The sequence below is a fragment of the Cellulomonas xiejunii genome (assembly GCF_024508315.1).
Classification (GTDB): domain Bacteria; phylum Actinomycetota; class Actinomycetes; order Actinomycetales; family Cellulomonadaceae; genus Cellulomonas; species Cellulomonas xiejunii.
The window spans coordinates 1,467,214-1,491,425 of sequence record NZ_CP101987.1; the positions used below are offsets into that span (position 1 = coordinate 1,467,214).

Sequence of the window (24,212 nt, forward strand, 5' to 3'; positions counted from 1 at the left end):
GCGGCCGTCAGCCCGTGCGGCGCTGCCAACCCGCGGCGATACCTGTGGGCCGGAAGCCGAGCGCGACGTTGATGGCGAGCATGTGCTCGTTCTCCTGCGCGTTCCAGGTGTGCAACCGCCGTTCACCCGGCCGCCAGGCGGTGTAGGCCTCGAGGTTGACGCCCTTGACCAGCATGCCGAGGCGTCGTCCGCGGTGGTCGGCCAGCACGAGCGTGTCGCCCTGGAAGCCGAACGGCACGTCGGGCGCGGGGACCGCCAGCTCGGTGAACGCGGCCAGCGTGCCGGTCGGCACGTGCTCCGCGGCGGTCAGCAGGACCCGCTGGTGCTGCTGCGCGCGCGACTCCAGGTGGTGCCGCACCCGAGCTGCGTCCCACGTGTCCTCGCCGATGTCGTAGCCGGCGTTCGGCGCGTCCGTGCTCATGCGGGTCCACAGCACCGCGAGGGCGTCGAGCCACGCGTCCGGAACGGTGTCCCACCACGTGTGCGTGCGGTAGTCCGCCCCGGCGTGGGCCCGGGCGTCGGCGAGCAGGTCCGCGCGTGCCGACGGGTCGGCGGGCAGCGTCAGGACGGAGTGGCGGACGACCTGCTCCAGGTGGAAGCCGTGCCGGAGCGCGAACCGTGCGGCGGGAGCATCCGCAGGGACGCGCCCCTCGCCCGTCGGGGCGTCGAGCACGCCGGGACCTGGTGGGGGCTCGGGCGCGTGCCCGGACCACACGATGACCGTGCGGCGCTCGTTCTCGGACATGACGCGCTCGGCATGCCGCAGCAGCGCCGTCCCCACGCCGCGCCCTTGCCACCCGGGTCGCACCTGCAGGTGCAGCTGGGCGAGGTGCGTGTTGTCGTGGCGCGGCATGAGGACGGTGACCGTGCCGAGGACGTCGTCGGCCCCCGGCACGGCCGGGGCATCGGGCGCGACGGCGACCGCGAGGTGCTGGCTCGCGTACTCCTGGTCGGCGTAGATGGGAAGGCGCACGTGCAGCGGCGCCCACAGGTCCGTCCAGCCGTAGCGCGCGAGCTCGAGCGCGTGGTCGATGTCACACAGCGCCTGGTAGGCCCAGGTGTCGGGGTGGTCGAGGTCGGTGGGTGCGGGCGGCGCGTCGACCACCCGCCAGTCGCTCGTCGTGCGCATGGCTCAGCATGGCGTGCGCGGTGGCTGCGGCGCAGGTCGATTTCCGTCGTGGCCCGCGCCGGGGCGACGATACGACGCGGCGCGGGACCGAGCGCCGGGGGCTCGAGGAGGACGCATGGCCAGGATCACGGTGCCGGTGCAGCTGCGCTGGTCCGACATGGACGCGTACGCGCACGTCAACAACGTGGAGATGCTGCGCCTCCTGGAGGAGGCGCGCATCGAGGTCTTCTGGCGCCACCCCGAGGGTCCGGACGGCACGGTGCCCGACGGCGCCCGCCCGACAGCGGTGCTCGACGCGGGGCCGGGTGCCCTGACCTCCACGCTCGTGGCCCGCCAGGAGATCCAGTACGTGCGCCCCCTGCCGTACCGGCGTGCGCCCGTCGTCATCGAGCTGTGGCTGGGGCACCTCGGCGGTGCGAGCCTGGACGTCTGCTACGAGGTCCGCGACGCGCCGACGACCGTCGAGGGCTCGGTCGTCTTCGCGGTCGCGACCACGACGATCGTGCTGGTCGACACCGCGACCGGGGCCCCGCGCCGCCTCACCGCCGACGAGCGCGCGGTGTGGACCCCCTACCTGGAGGACCCCGTCGTCATCCGCCGTCGCGCGTGAGGTCGGTCCGCGCGCGCTCCGCTCGCTCGGCGGCGCGTGCGACGTTGCGCTGCATCCCACCGAACACGACGCCGTGGAACGGGTACACCGCCCACCAGTAGAGCTGTCCTCCGAGCCCGTGCGGGTGGAACAGCGCACGCTGCGCGAAGACCACCGGCGGCCTGCGCCACGCCACGGGGTCCCACGACCCCTCGGCGTCGTGCGGGCCCGGGTCGGCCGCGGGCGCGTTCCCCGTGCCGGTGCCGGGGCCGTCAGCGGGTTCGACGCGCAGCTCGAGCCACGCCAGGCCAGGCAGCCGCATCTCGGCCCGCAGGCGCAGCATGCGCCCGGGGACCAGCTGTTCCACGCGCCAGAAGTCCACGGCGTCGTCGAGAAGCAGGCGCGCGGGGTCGCGGCGCCCGCGCCGCAGCCCCGGCCCGCCGACGACGCGGTCCAGCAGGCCGCGCACGCGCCAGGCCAGCGCCCACGAGTACCAGCCGCGCTCACCGCCCACGGCCTCGACGACGCGCCAGAGCGCGGCCGGTGACGCGTCGACCAGCACGCGCCGCTCGTCGACGTACAACGAGCCACCGGCCCAGTCCGGGTCCGACGGGAGCGGGTCGCTGGGTGCACCGGGGGGAGCGGCGGACGACCAGCGCGTGCTGACGGTCGCGCCCTGGACACGGGCCAGCGCGAGCCGGACCGCGCGGTCGAACCCCACCAGGCCGCCGGGCGGGTCGGGCACGTACTGCGCGATGTCGTGCTCCTCGCAGACCACCTCGTGGATCAGCGACTCGACGAGCGGGCGCGTGAGCCCGCCGGGTACAGGCGTGACCAGCGAGACCCACAGGCTCGACAGGCGCGGCGTCAGCACCGGGACGGGCACGATGACGCGCCGGGGGAGGCCCGCGATCCGGGCGTAGCGCTGCATCATGTCGCGGTACGTGAGCACGTCGGGCCCGCCGATGTCGAAGACGCGGGACACGTCGCGCGGCATGGCCGCCGCGCCCACGAGGTAGCGCAGGACGTCGCGGATCGCGATCGGCTGGATGCGGTTGGACACCCACTTCGGCACCGTCATCGCGGGCAGGCGCTCGGTGAGGTAGCGCATCATCTCGAACGACGCGGAGCCCGAGCCGAGGATCACGGCGGCGCGCAGCACCGTGGTCGGTACCCCCGAGGCCAGCAGGATCTCGCCGACCTCCGTCCGGGACGCCAGGTGGGGGGACAGCGGCTCGCCGTGGGGGGACAGCCCGCCCAGGTAGACGACCCGCCCGATGCCCGCGTCGTGCGCCGCCTCCGCGAACGTCCGCGCGGTGGACCGGTCCCGCTCCTCGAACGTCTTCCCGGTCCCGAGGGAGTGGATGAGGTAGTACGCGACGTCGACGCCCTCGAGCGCGGCCCGGATCTGCGCGGGCTCCGCGGCGTCGGCGGCGACGACCTCGACCGAGTCGTACCAGGGGCGCCCGCGCAGGCGGTCGGGGTGCCGGGCCACCGCGCGCACGCGGTACCCCGCGGCGAGCAGCTCCGGCACCAGGCGGCCGCCGACGTACCCGGTGACGCCGGTGACCGCGACGAGGGGGGCGTCGGGGCGTGGCCGACCGTCGGGTCCCGGGCCCGGCACCAGTCCGCCGAGCGTGCGCGCGACGGGCTCGGGGGCGAGGTCCGGCTCGGAAGCCCTGCCGGGCTCGGGCGCGGGCGCGGGGTCGGGCGCTCGGCCGGCGCTGTGGCTCATCCGGGCAGTCTGCGCCGCGCGCCAGGTACCCGCACCCGGGCGGGGCGTCAGGAGGTCAGGAGGTCAGGAGGTCAGGAGGTCAGGAGGTCGAGCGTGCGGCGCTCGGCGACGTGCTGCGATCGTGTGGGGACGATCGCCTCGCCGCGCTCCCAGAGCTCGACGACGCGGGGGTCGATGTACGACGAGCGTGCGACGGTGGGCGTGTTCCCGAGCTCCTCGGCCACGTCCTTCACGACCGCCGCGACCACGCGGCGGCGGCCGCGCTCGCTCCGCGGTGGTGGGCCCGCCTCGGCGAGGCCGCGTGCCGCCAGCACCGTCGCGTGCCATGTCCTGAAGTCCTTCGGGGTCGCCTCCCCGAGCCGGTCGCGCACGTACCGACCCACGTCGGCGCTGGTCACGTCGTGCCAGCCGGCGTCGTCGCGCCACGCCAGCAGCTCACGGCTGTCGTCGCGTCGGCGCAGCAGGGTGCGGACCAGCTCGGCGACGACCCCGTCGTCCACCACGGTGTCCCGCACCTGACCGGACTTGGCGGGGAAGAGCAGGTGCACCGCACCGGGGCGGCCGTCCTCGTCGGGCAGGACCCGCACGTGGTCCCGGCGCAGCGTCGCCAGGCCGAACGACCCGTGCCGCCGTGTGTAGCCCTCGGTGCCCACGCGCAGGTACGCGCGGTCGAGCAGGCGGAAGGCCAGGGCCAGCGCCTTGTCCCGCGGCATGCCGTCCAGCGCCAGGTCGGCCCGCACCCGGCGGCGCGCGGCCGGCAGCCGGCGGGCGACGTCCAGCACGTGCTCGTGCTTGAGCCGGGCACGCCGCGCCTGCCACTGCGCGTGGTAGAGGTACTGGCGGCGTGCCGCGTCGTCGAGACCCGCAGCCTGGATGTGGCCGTTGGGCCACGGGCTGATCCACACGTCACGCCACGCCGGCGGGATCGCGAGGGCCCTCACGCGCTCGAGGTGCTCGCGCTCCTCGATGCGCCGGCGCTCCACGTCGAGGTACGCGAACCCGCGCCCCGCGCGGCGCCGGGTCCATCCCGGCTGGTCGAGGCGCACACGTCGCAGACGGACCATGTCGGAGAGTCTCACCCGGCGCCGGTCGTCGCGCGCGTCGAGCAGGAGCGTGACGTGCCGCGCGCCGCGCGTCCCTCAGAGGGGGACGCGCACCATGCCCTCCTGCGCGATCGACGCGACCAGCGCGCCCGAACGGTCGAACACCCGTGCCGCTCCCAGGCCCCGGCCGCCCTGCGCGCTGGGGGTCGACTGGGTGAACAGCAGCCAGTCGTCGACGCGCACGTCGCGGTGCCACCACATGGCGTGGTCCAGGCTCGCCATGGACAGCCCCGGGGTGGCCCACGGCAGACCGGCCCGGCGCAGGACCGGCTCGAGCATGATCTGGTCGCACGCGTACGCGAGCAGCGCACGGTGCAGCAGCTGGTCGTCAGGGACAGGCCCGCGCGCCCGTGCCCATACGCTCTGGCGCCCCAGGGGCGAGTCCGCGTCCGGGCGCATGTAGATGGGGCCCGGGACGTGACGGAGGTCGAAGGCCGACTCCTGCGCCCAGAACCTGGCCATGGGGTGGTCCACGTCGCCGAGCACGTCGAGCGCGGAGGCGACCTCGTCCGGTCCGGGGACGTCGGGCATCGACTCGGCGTACTCGATGCCCGGCTGCTGCTCCTGGAACGACGCCGTCATCGCGAGGATCGGGTTGCCGCCCTGCTGCGCGAGCGCGCGCCGCGCCGAGAACGACCGGCCGTCGCGCAGCCGCTCGACGACGAAGTCGATCGGTGCGGAGTCGTCGCCCGGCCGCAGGAAGTACCCGTGCAGCGAGTGCGGGAGCCTGTCGTCGTCGACCGTGCGTCCCGCCGCGAGCAGGGCCTGCGCCAGCACCTGGCCGCCGAAGACCCGTCCCTGGGGCTGCGGGAGGCTCAGGCCCTCGAAGACGTCGGGCCGCTGCGCGTCCGCGGTCAGGTCGAGGGCGCGCAGGACGGCGCCCACCGGGTCGTGGCGCGCGTCGGGCAGCGTCATCTCAGTCCTCGAAGGTGTTGAGCATGGAGTGGGCCGCGCGCTCCAGGTAGTCCCAGAGCTGGGCGCGGTGCAGCGGGGCGAGGTCGAGCGTGTCGACCGCAGCGCGCATGTGCTCCAGCCACCGGTCGCGGGCGTCGGGGTTGACCTTGTACGGCGCGTGGCGCATACGCAGGCGCGGGTGGCCGCGCTGGTCCGAGTACGTCGTCGGGCCACCCCAGTACTGCTCGAGGAAGAGCGTCAGCCTCTCAGCGGCCGGGCCCAGGTCCTCCTCGGGGTACATGGGCTTGAGGACCGGGTCGGCAGCGACGCCCCGGTAGAACTCGTCGACCAGCCGGACGAACGTCTCGTGCCCGCCGACGGTGGCGTAGAACGAGTCGTCTCTCACGGCGTCCATCCTCACATGCGGCGTCGTCCGGTCCGGCGGCCGACGTGTGTGGGGCGCGCCACGCCGCGGCCGTCACAGGCCGAGCGCGTCCAGGACGGGGAGCCCGGCACGGACGACCGCACGCGCGTCGGCCGCGCTCGAGGAGTCGGCCGCGCGCCGGGCGAGCACGCGGCACGTCGCCAGGTCCGTCGCGGCGAGCACCGCGGCGACGTCGGGGAGCGCACGGGGCGTCATCGACAGGGACGTGACGCCCAGCCCGACGAGCACGACGGCCAGCGCGGGGTCGGCGGCGGCCTCGCCGCACACGCCGACGGGCCGTGCCTGCGCGGCACCGCCGAGCGCGGTCGACTCGACGAGGCGCAGCACCGCCGGCTGCCACGCGTCGGACAGCGACGCGACGGCACCCAGCAGGCGGTCCGCAGCCATCGTGTACTGCGTGAGGTCGTTGGTGCCGATGCTCGCGAAGCGGGCGTGCGCGAGCATCGGACCCGCCAGCAGCGCCGCGCTCGGCACCTCGACCATGATCCCGGCCGTGGTCAGGCCGTGGCGTGCGCACGCTGCGACGAACTGCTCGGTCTCGTCGACGGTCGCGACCATCGGCGCCATCACCCACGTCGTCGTGCCCGGGTGGGCCGCGGCCGCGCGGGCGATCGCCGTGAGCTGGTCCTCCAGGACGTCGGGCCGCTCCTGGGCCACCCGCAGCCCGCGCACGCCGAGGGCGGGGTTCGTCTCGGCCGCCGCGTGCAGGAAGGGCAGGGGCTTGTCGGCGCCCGCGTCGAGCGTGCGCACGACGACCTTGCGGCCCGTGAACGCCGACAGCACCCGCCCGTACGCGGCGGTCTGCTCGTCGACGTCGGGGGCCTGCGTGCGGTCGAGGAAGGCGAACTCGGTGCGGAACAGCCCGACCCCCTGCGCGCCCGAGTCGGCGGCAGCCTGTGCGTCGGCGGGGTCACCGACGTTGGCGAGCAGCTCGACGCGGTGCCCGTCGGCGGTGCGCCCGTCGCCGTCGAAGGTGCGCACCGCACCGGCGAGCGCGCGGACCCGGCGCACCGCGTCGTCGGACGGGTCCGGGGTGACCGTCCCGGCGGCGCCGTCGACCAGCAGCACCGTGCCCTCCGCGACGTCGAGCACGCCGGGGGCCGCCACGACCGCGGGGATGCCGCGCGCGCGAGCGAGGATCGCGGTGTGCGAGGTCGGGCCGCCGGCCGCCGTGACGACCGCGACGACGCGCTGCGGGTCGAGGGTCGCGGTGAGCGCCGGGGCGAGGTCCTGGGCGACGAGCACGTAGGGATGCGGTCGGACGGGCACGCCCGGCGCCTGCTGGTCGGTGAGGTGGGCGACCAGCCGGTTGCGCACGTCGACGACGTCCCGCACGCGCTCGGCCAGGTGCCCGCCGAGCGCCTCGAACTGGGCCGACACCGCGTCGGCGGCCTCCCACACCGCGCGCTCGGGCACGAGGTGCTCCTCGAGGACGCGCTGCTGCGCGTCGGCGACCAGGGACGGGTCCGCGGCCATGGCCGCGGTGGCGTGGAGCAGCGCGGCGCTGTCGCCCTCGGCCGCGAGCGCGGCGGCGTCGAGCTCGTCGCGGACGGCGTCGGCGGACGCCGCGATGCGCTGTGCGGCGGCCTGCCTGTCGGCTCCGGGAGGCAGCCGTCGCCCGGCCGGCGGCTCGGCGACGGGGTCGGGCAGGTGGACCGCCGGACCGACCGCGCGGCCTGGGCTCACGCCGATGCCGACGACGCTGCTGCTGCCCACCCCGGGACCTCCTCGGTACCTGCGCCGACGCGGGCGCCGGTGCGGCCTCGTCGTCGTGCGACAGCAGTCTCGCGCTCACGCGTGTGCCGGGCCAGCGGCGACGCGCCGTGAGGCGCACGGTGCGTCGCAGCGGGTGGACGGGGGAGCCGCGCGGCTCGTCGCGGCGGTAGCCTGGGCGTGAGACGGCCGACACCCGGGGAGAGCGCATTGAGCAAGGCAGAGCAGATCCTGGCGGCGCTGGGTGGCGAGACGAACGTCGTCGACCTCGAGCCGTGCATCACGCGCCTGCGGGTCGAGGTCGGTGACGTGGACCTCGTCGACGAGGCCGCGCTCAAGGCGAGCGGCGCGTTCGGTGTCGTGCGCTCGGGTCGCATCGTCCAGGTCATCGTCGGTCCGGAGGCGGACAACCTCGCCGCCGAGCTCGACGGCCTGCGCTGACCACGGCGCGCGGGTGACCCTGCTGCGGCTCACGAGCCCTGTGCCCGGTGTCGTGCGACCGCTGTCGGCGGTGCCGGACGAGGTCTTCGCCGGCGAGATGGTCGGGCCGGGCGTGGCGCTCGAGCCCGACCGCAACGGGCGGCAGGACGTCCTGGCACCGTGCGACGGCGTGGTGGGCGCCCTGCACCCCCACGCGTTCGCGCTCGAGCTGGACGACGGGCGGGGGGTGCTGGTGCACGTCGGCATCGACACCGTGACCCTCGCGGGCCTGGGCTTCGACCTGCGCGTCGAGCGGGGGCAGCGCGTCCGCGCGGGCCAGGTCGTGCTGACCTGGTCACCCGTGGACGTCGCCGCGGCCGGCCTGTCGACCATGTGCCCCGTGATCGCCCTGCAGGGGGACCCCGCAGCCGTCACGTCGTCGGTCGCCGACGGCGACCACGTGGACGCGGGTCAGGCGCTGCTGGAGTGGGCCCCCGCCCCCTGAGTGCCGCGCGTCACTGCGTCGATCGCGGTGGCTGGTCGGGCTCGACCGCCTCGTGGACCGGGGTGTCGTGCGGATCGCGCGCCGGCTGGCCGTCCTGCGTGGTGTCGTCCGACGAGGGCTCCGTGGCCGCGTCCGTGCTCGTGTCCGGGCCCGCCGGCGCGGCGCCCGTGACCGGGCGCCCGCCGATCCGCTCCTGGTGGGCGACCAGCGCGTCGCGCTGCCCCGCGAGCGGCACCGCCGCCTCCTCGAGCGCGCGGCGCACCGCGACCCGCAGGTGGCGGGCCACCTCCCACTGCATCGCCGGTTCCGTCCGCACGGACAGCCGCAGTCCCACGGCGTCGGCAGCCAGCTTCTCGGCGCCCGTGACACTGGGCTCGCCGCGCAGGTACGCACCGACGACGGGATCGGCCGCGACGTCCTGCGCGGCCTGCCGCAGCAGCGTGCGGGCCTCGTCGAGGTCGACGAAGTAGTCGACGTCCACCTCGACGACGGCCGTGCTGTACCCCTGCGTCTTGTTGCCGACGCGGACCATCGAGCCGTTCGGCACGTACCAGAGCGTGCCGTCCTCGTCGCGGATCTTGGTGACGCGCAGGGCCACGGCCTCGACGGTCCCGGTGGCGGGGCCGACGTCGACGACGTCACCGACGCCGTACTGGTCCTCGAGCAGCATGAACAGGCCCGACAGGAAGTCCTTCACGAGGCTCTGCGCGCCGAAGCCGACGGCCACGCCCACGATCCCGGCGGACGCGATGAACGGCGCCAGGTTCACGCCGAGCGAGTCGAGCACGAGCACCGCGGCCAGCGACCAGACGACGACCGAGGCGGTCGAGCGCAGCACCGAGCCGATCGTGCGCGCCCGCTGCGCCCGCCGGGCGTTCGCCAGCGGGTTCGCCCTGAGCAGGACGGAGCCGACCTCGGACCGTCCGATCGGGCGCAGGACCCCGCGCTCGATCACCGGCTCGCCCTCGGCGATGTGCCGCGTGATGCCGGCGATCGCGCGGCGCAGCAGGAGCAGGACGATCGCGCTGAACACGATGATGAGGACGATGCGCAGCGGGACGCCGACGAACCACTCGCCCAGCTCGGTGAGCCAGCGCGGGATCTCCTTCACGCCCTGCGACAACGTCGACATGGTCGCGTCGGGGCTCGGGGACGTGGTCGACCGCGTCATCGTGCCGCTCCCAGCAGGCCCGTGCGGTCGGCGACGAACTGCAGCTGCTCGACCGACAGCCCGATCGTGCGCGACAGCGCGCGTGCCCCGTGCCCCACGCCGACCTCCCGGCGCAGCAGCACCGGCCGCTCGGCGGGGTCGGAGGTCGTCGCGTGCTGCAGCGCCGCGGCGAGCTTGCGGGCGTGCAGCGGGTCGACGCGCGAGTCACCCTCGAAGACCGTGAAGAGCACCGCGGGGTAGGCGGTGCCGTCGACGACGCGGTGGTACGGCGAGTACCCGAGCAGCCAGCCGAGCTCCTCGGGGTCGTCGCCGTCGCCGTACTCCTCGGTCCACGTGACGCCCATCCCGAACCGCTGGTACCGGACCATGTCGAGCAGCGGCGCCGAGCACACGGCCGCCGCCCACAGGTCGGGTCGCTGCGTGACGGCCGCTCCCACGAGCAGGCCCCCGTTGGACCCGCCCCAGCACGCGAGCCGGTCCGGTGTCGTCCAGCCGGTGGCCACCAGGTGCTCCGCGACCGCGTGGAAGTCGTCGAACACGTTCTGCTTCGCGGCCCGCATGCCCGCGCGATGCCACTCCTCGCCCTCCTCGCCCCCGCCGCGCAGGTTGGCGACGACGTACACGCCGCCCGCCTCGACCCACGCGAGCGTGGTGGCCGAGTAGGCGGGGTCGAGGCTGATCTGGAAGCCGCCGTACCCGTACAGGACGGTCGGGGCCGGAGCGAGCGGACGCCCGTCGGCGGCCACGCGGTCCGCCCGCGCGAGCACGAACGCCCGCACGGTCGTGCCGTCGGAGCTCGTGACCTCGATCTGCTGCGTGCGGACCGCGGGCAGGTCGGGCAGCTCACCGGGGGGTGCCGCCCACAGCGTGACGGCGCCCGTGGTCGCGTCGTACCGGTGCACGCGCGGCACCGTGACGTGGTCGGTGTACCCGAACCAGACCTCCGGGCCGCCGTCGGGCCGGGTGACGAGCCCGGACACCGAGCCCAGGCCGGGCAGCGGGACCTCGCCCGTGCGGGCACCCGTGCGCGCGTCGTGGACGGTGACCTCGCTGACCGTGTGCCGTCGCCACGCCGCCAGCAGGGCCGTCGGCTGCGACGGGTCACCCGCGTCCACGAGCGCGACGTCCTCCAGGACCGCGACGTCGTCCTGCGGGAGCAGCGTCACCCAGTGCTCGACGCCGGGGGTCGTGGGGTCCGTGACGGCGAGGCGTCCACGGGGAGCGTCGAGGTCCGTGTGCACGAGGAGCCGTCCGTCACGCGCGACCCACGCACCGACCTCGGCGTCGAGACCGACCGCGACCTCGACGAAGGCGGGCGCCTCGGGGGCGCCGGGCGTCGTGAGGTCGGCGATCCAGACGTCGTTGCGCGGTGCCGTGCCGGCCGCGGCCGAGACGATCAGCCAGCGTCCGTCGCGGCTCACCTGAAGGCCGTAGTAGCTCGTCATGGGGAGCCCCGCGCCGAACACCTCGGCGTCCTGGTCCGCGGGCGTGCCGACGCGGTGCAGCCAGACGCGGCGGTGGTACTGCTGCTCGTCGGCCGGCAGCAGGTCGGGCGCGAGGCGGCGCACGTAGTAGAACGCCTCACCGCCCGGCAGCCAGGCGACGGGGGAGTGGCGAGCCCGGTCGATCGGCCCGTCCACCAGCTCGCCCGTCGCGACGTCCAGCACGTGCAGCACGCTCTCCTCGGTGCCGCCGTGCGACACCTTGTAGGCGATCAGGTCGCCCTCCTTCGAGGGCTGCCACCCGTCCAGCGTCGTCGTCCCCGTCGGGTCGAGCGCGAGCGGGTCGATCAGGACGCGCTCGGTCTCGGTCCCGTCCGGTCCGGGCTCGGCGACGACGACCACGGCGTGCTCCTGGTCGCCCGACCGCCGGGTGAAGAACCGCCGGTCGCCGCGCCACGCGGGCGCGCTGACGAAGCCCGCGCCGAGCAGCGTGCTCAGCCGCGCGTGCAGCGTCTCGTCGGCGAACGGTGTGCCGGCAGCCCGGGCCGTCAGCCCGGACCGGTAGGCGCCGTACAGGTCGTCCTGCGCGCGGGACCAGCGCTGCGTCCCCTCGTCGTCGGCGTCCTCGAGGGCTCGGTACGGGTCGGCGACCCGCCGGCCGTGGAGATCCTCGACGAGGTCGGCGCGCTGCGCGACCGGGTAGGTGGCAACGGGTGAGGCGGGGCGCGGGTCCTGGCGCAGCGGCTGGGTCGTCACGGTGCCCCAGGCTACGTCGACGGACGGGCCGACTCACGAACTCCGGGCGCGACGGCACCGGGAGTCCCGCGGCGAGCGAGCGCCGGGCGGGTCTGCGGCTCTGCGTCGAGCCGGAGGGCGCACGCTCTGGCAGGATCGACGTGTGCCCGAGACGACCACCCACGAGGACCTCTGGCGGCTCGCCGCCGCCTACGACGTCGTGCCCGGCTACCGAGGGCACGACGGCCACGACCACGAGGCGAGCGACGAGACCGTCGTCCGGGTGCTCGCCGCCCTCGGCGTCGACGCGTCCTCCCCGGCGCGCATCGCGTTGGCGCTGGCCAACGTCGAGAACATGCCGTGGCGGCGTGTCCTGCCTCCCGTGGTGGTCGTGCGGCAGGGAGACTCCGTCCAGGTGCCGGTCCACGTGACGCACGGCGACCCCGTCGACGTCTGGCTCGACGTCGAGCCGGACGCGGGCGGGGGTCGCCGCGAGCTGGCGCAGGTCGACGTCGTGGTCGAGCCGCGCTCGGTGGACGGGCGACTGGTCGGGCGCGCGACGTTCGTCGTCCCCGACGACCTGCCGCTGGGCTGGCACGAGCTGCACGCCGAGGGGCCCAGCGCGCACGCGCACAGCCCGGTCGTCGTGACACCGCGACGGCTCGAGCTGCCCGAGCGACTGCGGGAGGGGAGCGCCTGGGGGCTCATGGCCCAGCTCTACTCGGTGCGCTCGAGCACGTCGTGGGGCGTGGGCGACCTCGCGGACCTGGCCGAGCTGGGCTGGCTCGCGGCGCACCGGTGGGGCGCGGACTTCCTGCTGGTCAACCCGCTGCACGCGGCGGAGCCCGTCGAGCCGCTCACCGCGAGCCCGTACCTGCCGGCGACGCGGCGCTTCGTCAACCCGCTGTACGTCCGCGTGGAGGACGTGCGCGAGACGGCGTACCTGTCGGCCGCGGACCGTGCCCTCGTGGAGTGGGCCGCGGAACCCGTGCTCGCGCTGGACGCCGACACCGGCCCGATCGACCGCGACACGGTGTGGGCCGCCAAGCGCGCCGCCCTCGAGGTGGTGTACGCCCACCCGCGGTCGGCGGCGCGGCAGGCCGCGTTCGACGCGTTCGTCGAGGAGGAGGGCGAGGGGCTGCGCGAGTTCGCGCTGTGGTGCGCGCTCGTCGAGCGGCACGGCCCCGTGGAGGGCTGGAGCGAGGACCTGCGTGACCCGCTGTCCGACGCGGTCGCGGCAGCGGCCGTCGAGCTGGCCGACCGTGTCGTCTTCTGGTCGTGGCTGCAGTGGGTCGCGGACGAGCAGCTCGAGCGCGCGCAGCGCGTCGTCCGTGACGCCGGCATGGCCCTGGGGATCATGCACGACCTCGCCGTCGGCGTGCACGCGCAGGGCGCCGACTCGTGGGCGTTGCGCGACGTCCTGGCCACCGGGGCGTCCGTGGGTGCCCCTCCCGACATGTACAACCAGCAGGGGCAGGACTGGTCGCAGCCGCCGTGGCACCCCGAGGCGCTCGCGCGCGCCGCGTACCGCCCGTACCGCGACATGCTGCGCACGGTGCTGCGGCACGCCGGGGCCATCCGGATCGACCACGTCATCGGCCTGTTCCGCCTGTGGTGGGTGCCCGTGGGCAACAGCGCCAAGGACGGCGCGTACGTGCGCTACGACCACGACGCCCTCATCGGGATCCTCGCGCTGGAGGCGCACCGCGCCGGTGCGGTCGTCATCGGCGAGGACCTCGGCACCGTCGAGCCCTGGGTGAGCGACTACCTCAACGAGCGCGGCATCCTCGGCACGTCCGTGCTGTGGTTCGAGCAGGAGCACGACGGGCGGCCCCGCCCGCCCGAGGCGTACCGCGAGCTGGCGCTGGCCACCGTGACGACGCACGACCTGCCGCCGACCGCCGGGTACCTCGCGGGGGAGCACGTCACGCTGCGCGACCGCCTCGGCCTGCTGTCGGAGCCCGTCGCCCAGGTACGCCAGGCCGCCGCTGCCGAGCGCGACCGGATGCTCGACGCGCTGCGCGAGCGCGGGCTCCTGAGCCACGACCCCTCCGAGCGGGAGATCGTGGAGGCGCTGCACCGGTGGATCCGGGCGACGCCGTCCGTCCTGCAGGGCGTCTCCCTGGCCGACGCCGTCGGGGAGCGCCGCGCGCAGAACCAGCCGGGCACCGACCAGGAGTACCCCAACTGGAAGGTGCCGCTCGCCGACGGGACCGGGCGGCTGGTCCTCCTCGACGACCTGTTCACCAACGCCCGGGCGCAGTCCCTCGCCGACGCGATGAACGAGTGAGCCGACCGCTGCGCCGCGTGCGGGTGGTCGGGACGTCCGGCGCCGGCAAGACGACGCTCGGACGACGGCTCGCGCGCGCCCTGGACGCGCCGCACGTCGAGCTCGACGAGGTGTTCTGGGGGCCGGCGTGGGTCAAGCGTGATCCCGACGAGGCTCGCGCCGACCTCCGCGCGCGGACGGCGGGGGCGCGCTGGGTCGTCGACGGCAACTGGCAGTCGCAGGTCCGCGACGTCCTCGACGGCGCGGACACCCTGGTGTGGCTGGACTACCCGCGGCGGACCGTCATGGCACGGGTCGTGCGCCGGACGCTGTGGCGGGGCATCACACGGCGCGAGCTGTGGCACGGCAACCGCGAGACGCTCGCGAACCTGCGGCACACCGACCCGCACCGCAACATCGTCCTGTGGGCGTGGCACAACCACGGCGCACTGGCCGACCGGTACGCGGAACGCGCGCAGGCACCAGGGTCGGACGTCGTGCGGCTCCGCGACCCCCGTGCCGCCGAACGCTGGTTGCGCGCGGTGGAACGCGGTCGCTGAGGCGGCACGGCACGGCGCGTCGGGACGGCGCGTCGGGACGGCGGGAGCCTGCACCGGGGACGACGACGGCCGGGCACCGTGCGGTGCCCGGCCGTCGTCGTCGTGCGTCAGGCGCGGCGGCGGTCCGCCTCCTGCGCGGCGAGCGCGCGCCGCACGCCGTCGCGGGACTCCACGACGAGACGGCGCAGGGCCGCGGGGGCGTCGGGGTGCGTCGCGAGCCACGTGTCCGTGGCCCCCAGGACGTCCACGGCCGGGTCGTCCGCGAGGACCGTCGGGTAGAGCCCGACGACGACGTTCTGGGCCATCTCGTTCGTCTTGTCCGCCCAGACGCGCTCGAGCTCGGCGAAGTACGGCTCGACCCACGGCACGAGCAGAGCGCGGTCGTGCACGCGTGCGAACCCGCTGATCGTCGCCGCCTGCAGCGCGTTCGGCAGGTCGTCTCCCTGGACGACCGCCGCCCAGGCGCGCTCCTTGGCCTCCGCCGTCGGCACCGCGGCCCGGGCGGCCGCTGCGGCGCGCTGCCCGGTGGCCGTCGCGTCGGCCGCCTGCTGGGCGGCGATGTCGGCGTCGCCCGCGCGGCCACCCGCGACGAGCGCGGCCAGCAGCTCCCAGCGCAGGTCCGTGTCCACGGACAGCCCCTCGAGGGTGCGTCGTCCGTCGAGGACCTCGGTGACCACGTCGAGCTGCTCGGCCGTACGGGCACGGCTCGCGAACGCCTTGACGAGCTGCAGCTGCTGGTCGGAGCCCGCCGGTGCCGCCTGCGCGAGCTCGAGCAGGCGGTCGGCCGCCGCGGTGGCGGTCGCCTGCCGGTACTCGGGCGCCACGTACAGGTCGAGCGTCGTCGTGAGCTGACGCAGGAGCACGAGGATCACGGAGGAGTCCGTCTCGTGCGCGATGTTGCCGAGCACGAGGTCGACGAAGTCCCGTGCGGGCGTCTCGCCGTCGCGCGTCGCGTCCCAGGCCGCGTTCCACACGAGCGTGCGGGGCAGGGAGTCGGTGAACTTGTCGAGGTGCGCCACGGACGTGGCGAGCGACACGGGGTCAAGGCGGACCTTCGCGTAGGCCAGGTCGTCGTCGTTGACCAGCACCAGTGCCGGGCGGCGCACGCCGACCAGCTCGGGGACCTCCGTGCGCGGGCCGTCGATGTCGAGCTCGACGTGCACCGTGCGGACCAGTCGCGCGTCGTCGCCCTCGCCGACCAGGTCGTACCCACCGACCGCGAGGCGGTGCGGACGCTGCACGGGGTGCTCGTCCGGGACCTCCTGCAGGACCGCGAAGGAGGTGATGACGTCGTCCGCGTCGACCTCGATCGCCGGCCGCAGGAGCGTGACGCCCGCCTTCTCCAGCCACAGTGCCGACCAGGCCGACAGGTCGCGGCCGCTCGTGGCCTCCAGCTCGCTCAGCAGGTCACGCAGCTGGGTGTTGCCCCACGCGTGCTTGGCGAAGTACGAACGCACGCCCGCGAAGAACTCGTCCTGGCCGACCCACGCGACGAGCTGCTTGAGCACCGAGGCGCCCTTGGCGTACGTGATGCCGTCGAAGTTGACCTCGACGTCCTCCAGGTCGCGCATGTCCGCGACGATCGGGTGCGTCGAGGGGAGCTGGTCCTGCCGGTACGCCCAGGACTTCTCGAGCGAGGAGAACGTGGTCCACGCGCTCGTCCAGGGCGTCGCCTCGGCCGTCGCGAGCGTCGACGCGTACTCCGCGAACGACTCGTTGAGCCACAGGTCGTCCCACCAGCGCATGGTCACGAGGTCGCCGAACCACATGTGCGCGAGCTCGTGCAGGATCGTGACCGCGCGGCGCTCGACGGTCGCGTCCGGCACCTTGGAGCGGAACACGTAGGACTCGAGGAACGTCACCGCGCCGGCGTTCTCCATCGCACCGGCGTTGAACTCGGGGACGAAGAGCTGGTCGTACTTCACGAAGGGGTACGGGTGACCGAACCGCTCCTCGTAGAACGCGAAGCCGGCGCGCGTGATCTCGAGGATGTTGTCCGTGTCGAGGTGCTGCGCGAGGGACGACCGGCAGTACACGCCGAGCGGGATCGTGCGGCCGTCGCTGCTGGTCAGCTCGCCGTGCTCGCCGTGGTACGGCCCGGCGACGACCGCCGTGATGTAGGACGAGATGGGCGGCGTCGTGTCGAACCGCCACGTCGCGGTGCCCTCGTCGCGGCCCCCGTTGAGGTTGCGGCCGCCCTCCACACGCTCGGGCATGCCCAGCTGCGGGTAGTTCGACACCACGGTCCAGTGGGCGGGTGCCGTCACGGTGAACGTGAACGTCGCCTTGAGGTCCGGCTGCTCGAAGACGGCGAACACCCGGCGCGAGTCGGCCACCTCGAACTGGCTGTACAGGTACACCTCGTCGTCGACGGGGTCGACGAACCGGTGCAGGCCCTCACCGGTGTTCATGTAGGCGCACTCGGCGACGACCGTCAGCTCGTTCTCCTCGGCGAGGTCGTCGAGCCGGATGCGCGAGTCGGCGACCACGTCCGCGACGTCCAGGCTGCGCCCGTTGAGCACCACCTCGTGCACCGTCGGGGCGATCAGGTCGACGAAGGTGCTGGCACCTGCCTCAGCGGAGAACGTCACCGTCGAGCGCGACGCGAAGGTCTCCGGTCCGGTCGTCAGGTCGAGCTGGACGTCGTAGGCGTGCGTGCGGACCAGAGCGGCGCGCTCGGCCGCCTCGGCGCGGGTGAGGTTCTCTCCGGGCACGGATGCTCTCCGATCGATCTGCGGCGGTGGCCACGAGGGGCTGCAGCGGCGACCGGGCGGTCGGCGACGACCGGAGGTCGGGTCGGGTCGGCCGTGGCAGGACGCCACCGTGTCGCTGGTGCGCGACCGCACGATCATGCCACGGGGGTCCCACGCGGCCCGGGAGCGGAGCGGGATGTGCACCCCGGCGCGGGAAGGGGCACACTCTGGCACGACCGTCAGCGAGAGGAGACCGGTGTGCCCGTCGTCGACTTCTGGTTCGACCCTGCGTGCCCGTGGGCGTGGATGACGTCCCGGTGGATGGGCGAGGCCGCGCGTGTCCGGGACGTCGAGGTCCGGTGGCACGTCATGAGCCTGTCGGTCCTCAACGAGGGGCGTGACCTGCCCGACGGCTACCGCGAGCTGATGGACGCCTCCTGGGGCCCGGTGCGCGTGCTGGTCGCGGCCGCCCGGGACCACGGGGACGAGGTCCTCAAGCCCCTGTACGACGCCATGGGCACGCGGCGGCACCCCGGCGGCAGGTCCGACACGGCGGCAATCATCGCCGAGTCCCTCGCCGAGGTCGGGCTGCCGGCGTCCCTCGCGGACGTCGCCGCCACCGACGAGGTCGACGACCTGCTGCGGGCGTCGCACCAGCAGGCGATGGAGCTCGTCGGCGACGAGGTCGGGACGCCGGTCGTCGCGATCGACGGCGTCGGCTTCTTCGGACCCGTGATCACCCCAGCACCGAAGGGGGAGGACGCCGGTCGCCTGTTCGACGGCCTCGCGCTCGTCACCAGCGTCCCCGGGTTCTACGAGCTCAAGCGCACGCGCACGCAGGGCCCGGTGTTCGACGCCGCGCCCCAGCAGGCGTGAGAGTCCCCGAGCCGCTGCGCGGCTTGAGCCGGGGCATGCAGGCGTTCGTCCTCCTCGACGTGCTGCTCGTGGTGGTGCTCGTCGTGGTGTTCGCGGCGACCCTGCCGGGCGGAGGTGGGTCGGACGACGCGGCGGCCGCGACGACCACCACCTCGACCCCGACGGCGGGGGCCGGCGACGGCGAGGCCCCGCCCTCGGACGAGACCGTCGCCTTCACGCTGCCCAGCGGCAACATCGCGTGCGAGATGGGCGTCGAGGGCGTGCTGTGCTCCATCCGGAGCTTCACCTACGCGCCGCCGCAGGTCACCGGCTGCGAGGCCGAGACCGGTCACCTCGTGCGGCTCGACGGCGAGGGCTTCGGCTTCGTGTGCGAGGACGACGACGCACCCCGGGTGGTGACCGACGGCCCGGAGCTCACGTACGGGCAGCGGGAGACCGTCGGCGGCTACACCTGCGCCTCCGGCACCGACGGCGTGACGTGCACGGACGCCGGCGGGATCGGGTTCCGGCTGGCGCGCGCCCAGTGGGACGCGCTGCCCTGAGACCCGACCCGCCGTCGCCGCCTCACCAGATCCGGACGCGGTCCTCCGGGTCCAGCCACAGGGCGTCGGTCGGCTGCACGTCGAACGCCGTGTAGTACTCGTCGATGTTGCGCACGACACCGTTGCAGCGGAACTCGTCCGGTGCGTGCGGGTCCACCGCGAGCCGCCGGATGATTTCCTCGTCCCGGCCCTTCGTCCGCCAGGAGTGCGCCCACCCGATGAACAGGCGCTGCAGCCCGGTGTGCCCGTCGAGCACGGGCGCCTCGGACAGCGGACGCCCGAGCGCGATCTCGTAGGCGCGGACCGCAATGGCCAGGCCGCCGAGGTCGCCGATGTTCTCGCCGATCGTCAGCTCGCCGTTCACGTGGTGGCTGCCGCCGAGCTGGCGCGGCGAGAACTGCGCGTACTGGTCGACCAGGGACTTGGTCCGACGCTCGAACTCGGCGCGGTCCTCGGCCGTCCACCAGTCGACGAGCCGGCCGTCGCCGTCGTACTTCGAGCCCTGGTCGTCGAACCCGTGGCCGATCTCGTGGCCGATGACGGCACCGATGCCGCCGTAGTTCACGGCGTCGTCGGCGTCGGCGTCGAAGAACGGCGGCTGCAGGATCGCGGCCGGGAAGACGATCTCGTTCATGCCCGGGTTGTAGTACGCGTTCACCGTCTGCGGCGTCATGAACCACTCGTCGCGGTCGATCGGCCGGCCGATCTTGTGCAGCTCGCGGTCGAGCTCGAAGGCGTGGGACCGCCGCACGTTGCCCAGCAGGTCGTCGGCGCGCACCTCGAGCGCGGAGTAGTCGCGCCACCGCGCCGGGTACCCGATCTTCGGCGTGAACTTGTCGAGCTTCTCGAGCGCGCGCCGGCGGGTGTCCTCACCCATCCACTCGAGCGACGTGATCGACTCCCGGTACGCCTCGACGAGGTGCGCCACGAGCGTGTCCATCCGCTCCTTGTGCGACGGCGGGAAGTGGCGCTCGACGTACACCTTGCCCACGGCCTCCCCGAGTGCGCCCTGCACGAGGGAGACGCCCCGCTTCCAGCGCTCGCGGACCTGCGGCGAGCCGGACAGCGTGCGGCCGTAGAAGTCGAAGTTGGCCTCGACCAGCTCGTCCGTCAGGTACGCGGCGCGTGAGGACACCGCGTGGTACGTGGCCCAGGCCTTCCAGTCGGCCAGCGGCACCTCGGCCCACAGGCTCGCGAACCCCTCCGCGAACGACGGCTCGCGGACCACGAGCCGGTCGAGCGCGTCCTGCGGCGCACCGAGGGAGGCCACCCACGCGTGCCAGTCGAACGTCGGGGCGTGCTCGGCGAGCTCGGCCAGCGTGAGCGGGTTGTACGTCAGCTCGGCGTCGCGGTCCTTGACGACGTCCCAGTGGTGACCCGCCAGCCGCGACTCGAGTGCGACGACGCGCGCCGCGAGGTCCTCGGGGTCCCCGGCCGCGACGACCTCGGACACCGGCGCCGCGAGCCGCAGCATGCGCGCGACGTGCGGCAGGTACTTCTCGCGCACCGCGGCGTGCTGCTCCTCGCGGTAGTACGCCTCGTCGGGCAGGCCGAGGCCGCCCTGCACCAGGTGCACGACGTACGTGTCGGGGTCCTTGGCGTCGTTGTCCACGTACAGGTCGACGGCGGACACGGCGCCCGTGCGCTGCAGCGTGCCGAGCGCGACCGTCAGCTCGGCAGGCGTCGTGGCACCGTCGACGAGGGCGAGGTCCTCACGCAGCGGCTCGAGGCCGGCGGTGGCCACCGCGTCGGTGTCCATGAAGCTCGCGTACAGCGCGCCGATCTTGGCCTCGACGCCCGTCGCGTCGCCCGCACCGGCTGCGGCGGCCGCGTCGGTGATGATGTCGAGCACCTGGCGCTCGGCCTCGTCGTACAGGGCTCGGAACGGGCCGTCCATCGCGCGGTCCGGCGGGATCTCGTACGAGGCGATCCACCGTCCGTTGACGTAGGCGTCGAGGTCGTCCTGGGGTCGGGCGGCCGGGTCGAGGTCGTCCAGGGGGATTCCGCTGCGCGTCATGGGCGACAGCCTACGAACTGTCGGTGACATCCGGGGGCCCCGCCTGCGGCAGGATGTGTCCATGCGCATCCACGTCGCCGCCGACCATGCCGGGTACGAGCTGAAGGTCGCGCTCGTCGAGCACCTGCGTGCCGCCGACCACGAGGTCGTCGACCACGGTGCCTTCGAGTACGACGACCAGGACGACTACCCGGCGTTCTGCTTCTCCGCCGGCGAGGCCGTCGTCGCCGACCCCGGCTCGCTGGGCGTCGTCATCGGCGGCTCGGGCAACGGCGAGCAGATCGCCGCGAACAAGGTGACCGGGGTGCGGGCGGCGCTCGCGTGGAACCTGGACACCGCGCGCCTGGGCCGTCAGCACAACGACGCCAACGTCGTCGCGATCGGCGCGCGCCAGCACTCGGTCGACGAGGCGCTCGAGCTCGTCGACGCGTTCGTCGCCGAGCCCTTCAGCGGCAACCCGCGCCACACCCGTCGGATCGAGCAGCTCGCCGCCTACGAGGCCGCGCGCGCCTGAGCGCGTCCGGGTGGCGGCGTCCGGTACGCCGCCACCCGACCCCGCCGGCATCGGCGGACCTCAGAACATCCAGGGGCAGACGGGGGCCAGCGGCGAGGCGAACGTCGTCGTGAGCCGGGCCAGGTCACGGCCCTCGCCGAGCACGAACCCCGCCGTGCCCAGCGCCGTCGCCGAGCGGCCGCCGAGGTACAGCGCACCGAGCTCGCGCACGTCGAGGCGGACGTGGGCGTCGGCGTCGGTCCGGGTGACCTCGGCGTCGCCCGCGGCGTCCACCACGAGCCGCCACCGGCCCGCGTTCGCGGGCAGCAGCGTGTCGGTGACCTCGAGGACCACGTCGGCGGGACCGGCGTACCGGCGGGCGCCGAGCGCCGTCGGCACGTCGAGCAGACGGACCCACACGTTGTCGGTGAGGCGCCGCCGCGTCGGGCGGAGGTCCACCAGGAGGTGGAGCAGGGGGTCGTCCACCGCCAGCGGGGGCGTCTCGACCGTGGCCGTCAGGTCGAGGTCGAGCAGGAACGACCACAGACGGTGGGTCGACGCGGCGTCCAGCGCCGACGCCTCGCGGACCCTGACGACCGCGTCCGCACCGTCCTCGCCCCACGACGCCTTGCGGGCGAAAAGCGCGAGGGCGCGCACGTCCTGCCCGTCGAGCACCGTCGCGAGCAGCAGCGGCTCGAAGCCCGCGCGCCGGCTGGGCGGGTCGCCGACGGTGTAGGCGCGCAGCACCGGCGTCGCGCGTGGCGTCCACCCGGGGCGTCCGGCGCCGGCACGGACGTACAGGTCCTCGACGAGCTCGGTGTGGCGTCCGGGGTCGACGCGCTCGAGGCGCACCGTCAGGCGCTCCGAGCCGGCCACGGGCCGCAGCGCCGCGCCGCGCGGCACCGTCAGCCGCACCTGGTCGGCGGCGCTGCCGTACCCGAAGCGGCCGTAGATCGGCGCCTCCGCCGCGAAGAGCGCCGACACCGGCTCCCCGCGCTCGAGCGACCGCTCGAGGTGCGTCGTGATCATCGTGCGCAGCAGGCCCCGGCGGCGCTCGTCGGGTCGGACACTGACCCACGTGAGCCCGGCGCACGCGACCTGCCCGCCGGGCACCGGCATGACGAGGTCGTAGGAGCCGTGCACGGCCGCGTACCTGCCGTCCGCCGCCTCGACGGCCATGAGGCGGTCGAGCGGGACCGGGAAGGGCAGGAGGCGCTCGACCTCCGGGTCGGGGGACACCGCGAACGCGAGCTGGTCGACGGTGCGGAACTCCTCGAGGCGCTCGGGCGGGACGACGGCCGTGCGGTACCCGGCAGGCAGCGTGTTCATCGGGCCATCGTGCCGCTGCGGCATGCGGCGACGCACGGCCTTTACCCCGGTTCGCCCGACGGGACCTCTAGGCTCGGACCGTGACCACGTCCCGGCCCGGCGCCCCCACGGGGTGGGTGTGGCGGGTGCTGGCGGGCTGGGCGGTCGGGCCGCAGCCGCTCGTCGGGATCGCGCTGTGTCTGCTCGCGGTGGTCTACGCAGGCGCGGTGCACTGGCGCCCCGAGTGGTTCGCGGCCTCCGGTCTGCTTCTGGTGCTGCTCGTCGGCGCGTTCGTGCTGCGGTGGCGGTGGCTGCTGGTGCTCGTCTCGTTCGTCGTGCTGCTCACGGTGGGGCTGGCCGTGGCCGCCGTCGTGAACGCGGGTGAGATCGCGGTGCTGGTGCTCGCGTGCGGGGCCGTGGTCACCTTCGGCGTCGAGCGGGAGCGGCTCGGCCTGCAGGGCGCCCCGGGGGCGCTGATGCTCGTGGACCTGCGCGACCGGCTCGCCGCCGGCGGCCGGCTGCCGGACCTGCCGGCCATGTGGCAGGTGGATGCCGAGGTGCGCTCGGCGCACGCCGCGGCGTTCTCCGGCGACTTCGTGGTGGCGCACCGGGACGGCCCGTCGTTCGAGGTGGTCCTCGTGGACGTGTCCGGCAAGGGCCAGGCCGCCGGTGTGCGGGCGCTGCAGCTGCAGGGCGCGCTCGGCGGCCTGCTCGGTGCGCTCCCGTTCGAGAGGTTCCTGCCGGCGGCCAACAGGTACCTGCTGAGCCAGGGGTGGGACGAGGGGTTCGCGACGGCCGCGCACCTGACGATCGACCTGACGACGGGCGCGTTCCGCGTCGCGATCGCCGGGCACCCGCCGCCGGCCGTGCTGCACGCGGGCTCGGGGCGCATCGAGGTCCTCGACCCTCCGGGCGGCATCGCGCTGGGTGTGGTCGACGACATGAGCCCCGGGGTCGTCGGCGGCGTCCTGCTGCCCGGAGACGCGGTCGTCCTGTACACCGACGGCCTCGTGGAGGCGCCCGGGCGTGACGTCGACCAGGGCATCGACCGGCTGCTCGGGGTGGTCGAGACGGTGGTCGCCGCACGCCCCGGCAGCGCCCACGAGGTCCTCGCTGGCGTGCGGGCGGCGGAGGACGACGACCGTGCCGTCGTCGTCGTGCGGCGGCGCTGACGGTGCCGGGCGAGCGGACGGTGCCGGGCGAGCGGACGGGGCCGGACGAGCAGACGCTCCCGGACGCGCGGACGGACTACGTCGACGAGGTGCACGACCTCGTCGCGCGGATCCCCGCCGGCAGGGTCATGACGTACGGGCTGATCGCGGAGGTGCTCGTCGACCGTGCGGTCGCCGTCGGCCGCCCACCGCGCGGCGGACCGCGCCAGGTCGGACGCGCGATGGCCCATGGCGGTGACGTGCCCTGGTGGCGCGTGGTCACCGCCGCGGGCCGGCCGCCCGCGCGCCACGAGGGCCGTGCGCTCGCGCACCTGCGGGCCGAGGGCACGCCGCTGACCGACGACGGCGAGCGCGTCCGGGTGCGCGACGCGGTCTGGTTCCCGGAGGACTGACCAGCCGGA

Annotated in this window: 21 protein-coding genes; 10 read left to right on the forward strand and 11 right to left on the reverse strand. The window is 74.6% G+C overall.

Going from position 1 to position 24,212, the window contains the following annotated elements:
- Window positions 1-7: 7 nt before the first annotated feature.
- Complete coding sequence (locus tag NP048_RS06765) at window positions 8-1,129, reverse strand: GNAT family N-acetyltransferase (protein WP_227577442.1); 1,122 nt, start codon at window positions 1,127-1,129, stop codon at window positions 8-10.
- A gap of 115 nt (window positions 1,130-1,244) precedes the next feature.
- Between NP048_RS06765 and NP048_RS06770 the strand changes: the two genes are divergently transcribed.
- Window positions 1,245-1,739 carry an acyl-CoA thioesterase gene (locus NP048_RS06770; RefSeq protein ID WP_227577443.1) on the forward strand — a complete coding sequence of 165 codons (495 nt, stop codon included), beginning with the start codon at window positions 1,245-1,247 and terminating at the stop codon, window positions 1,737-1,739.
- On the opposite strand, the gene NP048_RS06775 is transcribed toward NP048_RS06770, so the two are convergent.
- The 5 genes from NP048_RS06775 to ptsP form a co-directional block, all read right to left on the reverse strand.
- Window positions 1,720-3,453 (reverse strand): SDR family oxidoreductase, encoded by a 1,734-nt coding sequence (locus NP048_RS06775; protein WP_227577444.1) that lies wholly within the window; start codon window positions 3,451-3,453, stop codon window positions 1,720-1,722. The two genes, NP048_RS06770 and NP048_RS06775, sit on opposite strands and share 20 nt — an antisense overlap.
- Before the next feature lie 71 nt (window positions 3,454-3,524).
- Entirely contained in the window at window positions 3,525-4,517 is a 993-nt protein-coding gene (locus tag NP048_RS06780) for a DNA topoisomerase IB (RefSeq protein WP_227577445.1), read from the reverse strand.
- Window positions 4,518-4,592: 75 nt separating this feature from the next.
- Window positions 4,593-5,471, reverse strand: a complete 879-nt coding sequence (locus NP048_RS06785; RefSeq protein ID WP_227577446.1) for an acyl-CoA thioesterase — start codon at window positions 5,469-5,471, stop codon at window positions 4,593-4,595.
- A gap of 1 nt (window position 5,472) precedes the next feature.
- Complete coding sequence (locus NP048_RS06790) at window positions 5,473-5,856, reverse strand: globin (protein ID WP_227577447.1); 384 nt, start codon at window positions 5,854-5,856, stop codon at window positions 5,473-5,475.
- A 72-nt stretch (window positions 5,857-5,928) separates the two neighbouring features.
- Window positions 5,929-7,611 carry a phosphoenolpyruvate--protein phosphotransferase gene (gene ptsP, locus NP048_RS06795; protein WP_227577448.1) on the reverse strand — a complete coding sequence of 561 codons (1,683 nt, stop codon included), beginning with the start codon at window positions 7,609-7,611 and terminating at the stop codon, window positions 5,929-5,931.
- A 177-nt stretch (window positions 7,612-7,788) separates the two neighbouring features.
- Here ptsP and NP048_RS06800 point away from each other — a divergent pair, with 177 nt between their 5' ends.
- Together NP048_RS06800 and NP048_RS06805 are read left to right on the forward strand one after the other, a co-directional pair.
- The gene (locus NP048_RS06800; RefSeq protein ID WP_227577449.1) at window positions 7,789-8,049 is read left to right on the forward strand and encodes a PTS sugar transporter subunit IIB; all 261 of its coding nucleotides are present in this window, start codon (window positions 7,789-7,791) and stop codon (window positions 8,047-8,049) included.
- A gap of 13 nt (window positions 8,050-8,062) precedes the next feature.
- On the forward strand, window positions 8,063-8,533 hold the full coding sequence (locus NP048_RS06805; protein WP_227577450.1) for a PTS sugar transporter subunit IIA: 471 nt from the start codon (window positions 8,063-8,065) through the stop codon (window positions 8,531-8,533).
- 10 nt (window positions 8,534-8,543) lie between these two features.
- Here the strand turns inward: NP048_RS06805 and NP048_RS06810 are convergent, their stop codons facing one another.
- Window positions 8,544-9,704 carry a mechanosensitive ion channel family protein gene (locus NP048_RS06810; RefSeq protein ID WP_227577451.1) on the reverse strand — a complete coding sequence of 387 codons (1,161 nt, stop codon included), beginning with the start codon at window positions 9,702-9,704 and terminating at the stop codon, window positions 8,544-8,546.
- Window positions 9,701-11,902 (reverse strand): prolyl oligopeptidase family serine peptidase, encoded by a 2,202-nt coding sequence (locus NP048_RS06815; RefSeq protein ID WP_227577452.1) that lies wholly within the window; start codon window positions 11,900-11,902, stop codon window positions 9,701-9,703. The genes NP048_RS06810 and NP048_RS06815 overlap by 4 nt, the downstream gene beginning before the upstream one ends.
- A gap of 142 nt (window positions 11,903-12,044) precedes the next feature.
- Here NP048_RS06815 and malQ point away from each other — a divergent pair, with 142 nt between their 5' ends.
- Both malQ and NP048_RS06825 read left to right on the forward strand, forming a co-directional pair.
- Entirely contained in the window at window positions 12,045-14,171 is a 2,127-nt protein-coding gene (gene malQ / locus NP048_RS06820; RefSeq protein ID WP_227577453.1) for a 4-alpha-glucanotransferase, read from the forward strand.
- Window positions 14,168-14,710, forward strand: coding sequence for a P-loop NTPase family protein (locus NP048_RS06825; protein ID WP_227577454.1), 543 nt, complete (start codon window positions 14,168-14,170; stop codon window positions 14,708-14,710). Before malQ ends, NP048_RS06825 begins: the two co-directional genes overlap by 4 nt.
- A 107-nt stretch (window positions 14,711-14,817) precedes the next feature.
- Here the strand turns inward: NP048_RS06825 and pepN are convergent, their stop codons facing one another.
- Window positions 14,818-17,424: an aminopeptidase N gene (gene pepN / locus NP048_RS06830; RefSeq protein ID WP_227577455.1), complete on the reverse strand. Its 2,607-nt coding sequence runs from the start codon at window positions 17,422-17,424 to the stop codon at window positions 14,818-14,820.
- Between the two features lie 237 nt (window positions 17,425-17,661).
- On the opposite strand from pepN, the gene NP048_RS06835 reads away from it, so the two are divergent.
- On the forward strand, window positions 17,662-18,279 hold the full coding sequence (locus tag NP048_RS06835) for a mycothiol-dependent nitroreductase Rv2466c family protein (protein ID WP_227577456.1): 618 nt from the start codon (window positions 17,662-17,664) through the stop codon (window positions 18,277-18,279).
- Complete coding sequence (locus NP048_RS06840) at window positions 18,276-18,821, forward strand: hypothetical protein (protein WP_227577457.1); 546 nt, start codon at window positions 18,276-18,278, stop codon at window positions 18,819-18,821. The genes NP048_RS06835 and NP048_RS06840 overlap by 4 nt, the downstream gene beginning before the upstream one ends.
- A 22-nt stretch (window positions 18,822-18,843) precedes the next feature.
- Here NP048_RS06840 and NP048_RS06845 read toward each other — a convergent pair whose 3' ends face one another.
- Window positions 18,844-20,838 carry a M13 family metallopeptidase gene (locus tag NP048_RS06845; protein ID WP_227577458.1) on the reverse strand — a complete coding sequence of 665 codons (1,995 nt, stop codon included), beginning with the start codon at window positions 20,836-20,838 and terminating at the stop codon, window positions 18,844-18,846.
- Window positions 20,839-20,899: 61 nt separating this feature from the next.
- Here NP048_RS06845 and NP048_RS06850 point away from each other — a divergent pair, with 61 nt between their 5' ends.
- Window positions 20,900-21,352: a ribose-5-phosphate isomerase gene (locus NP048_RS06850; protein ID WP_227577459.1), complete on the forward strand. Its 453-nt coding sequence runs from the start codon at window positions 20,900-20,902 to the stop codon at window positions 21,350-21,352.
- A gap of 60 nt (window positions 21,353-21,412) precedes the next feature.
- On the opposite strand, the gene NP048_RS06855 is transcribed toward NP048_RS06850, so the two are convergent.
- Window positions 21,413-22,660, reverse strand: coding sequence for a GNAT family N-acetyltransferase (locus NP048_RS06855; RefSeq protein ID WP_227577460.1), 1,248 nt, complete (start codon window positions 22,658-22,660; stop codon window positions 21,413-21,415).
- Window positions 22,661-22,740: 80 nt separating this feature from the next.
- Between NP048_RS06855 and NP048_RS06860 the strand changes: the two genes are divergently transcribed.
- Both NP048_RS06860 and NP048_RS06865 read left to right on the forward strand, forming a co-directional pair.
- The gene (locus NP048_RS06860) at window positions 22,741-23,811 is read left to right on the forward strand and encodes a PP2C family protein-serine/threonine phosphatase (protein WP_227577461.1); all 1,071 of its coding nucleotides are present in this window, start codon (window positions 22,741-22,743) and stop codon (window positions 23,809-23,811) included.
- 2 nt (window positions 23,812-23,813) lie between these two features.
- On the forward strand, window positions 23,814-24,203 hold the full coding sequence (locus tag NP048_RS06865; protein ID WP_227577462.1) for an MGMT family protein: 390 nt from the start codon (window positions 23,814-23,816) through the stop codon (window positions 24,201-24,203).
- The last annotated feature ends 9 nt before the right edge of the window (window positions 24,204-24,212 follow it).

What these genes read in the sequence shown, in the direction of transcription:
- NP048_RS06765 (WP_227577442.1), bottom strand. Translation starts at nt 1,129, where the DNA reads ATGCGCACGACGAGCGACTGGCGGGTGGTCGACGCGCCGCCCGCACCC.
- NP048_RS06770 (WP_227577443.1), top strand. Translation starts at nt 1,245, where the DNA reads ATGGCCAGGATCACGGTGCCGGTGCAGCTGCGCTGGTCCGACATGGAC.
- NP048_RS06775 (WP_227577444.1), bottom strand. Translation starts at nt 3,453, where the DNA reads ATGAGCCACAGCGCCGGCCGAGCGCCCGACCCCGCGCCCGCGCCCGAG.
- NP048_RS06780 (WP_227577445.1), bottom strand. Translation starts at nt 4,517, where the DNA reads ATGGTCCGTCTGCGACGTGTGCGCCTCGACCAGCCGGGATGGACCCGG.
- NP048_RS06785 (WP_227577446.1), bottom strand. Translation starts at nt 5,471, where the DNA reads ATGACGCTGCCCGACGCGCGCCACGACCCGGTGGGCGCCGTCCTGCGC.
- NP048_RS06810 (WP_227577451.1), bottom strand. Translation starts at nt 9,704, where the DNA reads ATGACGCGGTCGACCACGTCCCCGAGCCCCGACGCGACCATGTCGACG.
- NP048_RS06845 (WP_227577458.1), bottom strand. Translation starts at nt 20,838, where the DNA reads ATGACGCGCAGCGGAATCCCCCTGGACGACCTCGACCCGGCCGCCCGA.
- NP048_RS06850 (WP_227577459.1), top strand. Translation starts at nt 20,900, where the DNA reads ATGCGCATCCACGTCGCCGCCGACCATGCCGGGTACGAGCTGAAGGTC.
- NP048_RS06855 (WP_227577460.1), bottom strand. Translation starts at nt 22,660, where the DNA reads ATGAACACGCTGCCTGCCGGGTACCGCACGGCCGTCGTCCCGCCCGAG.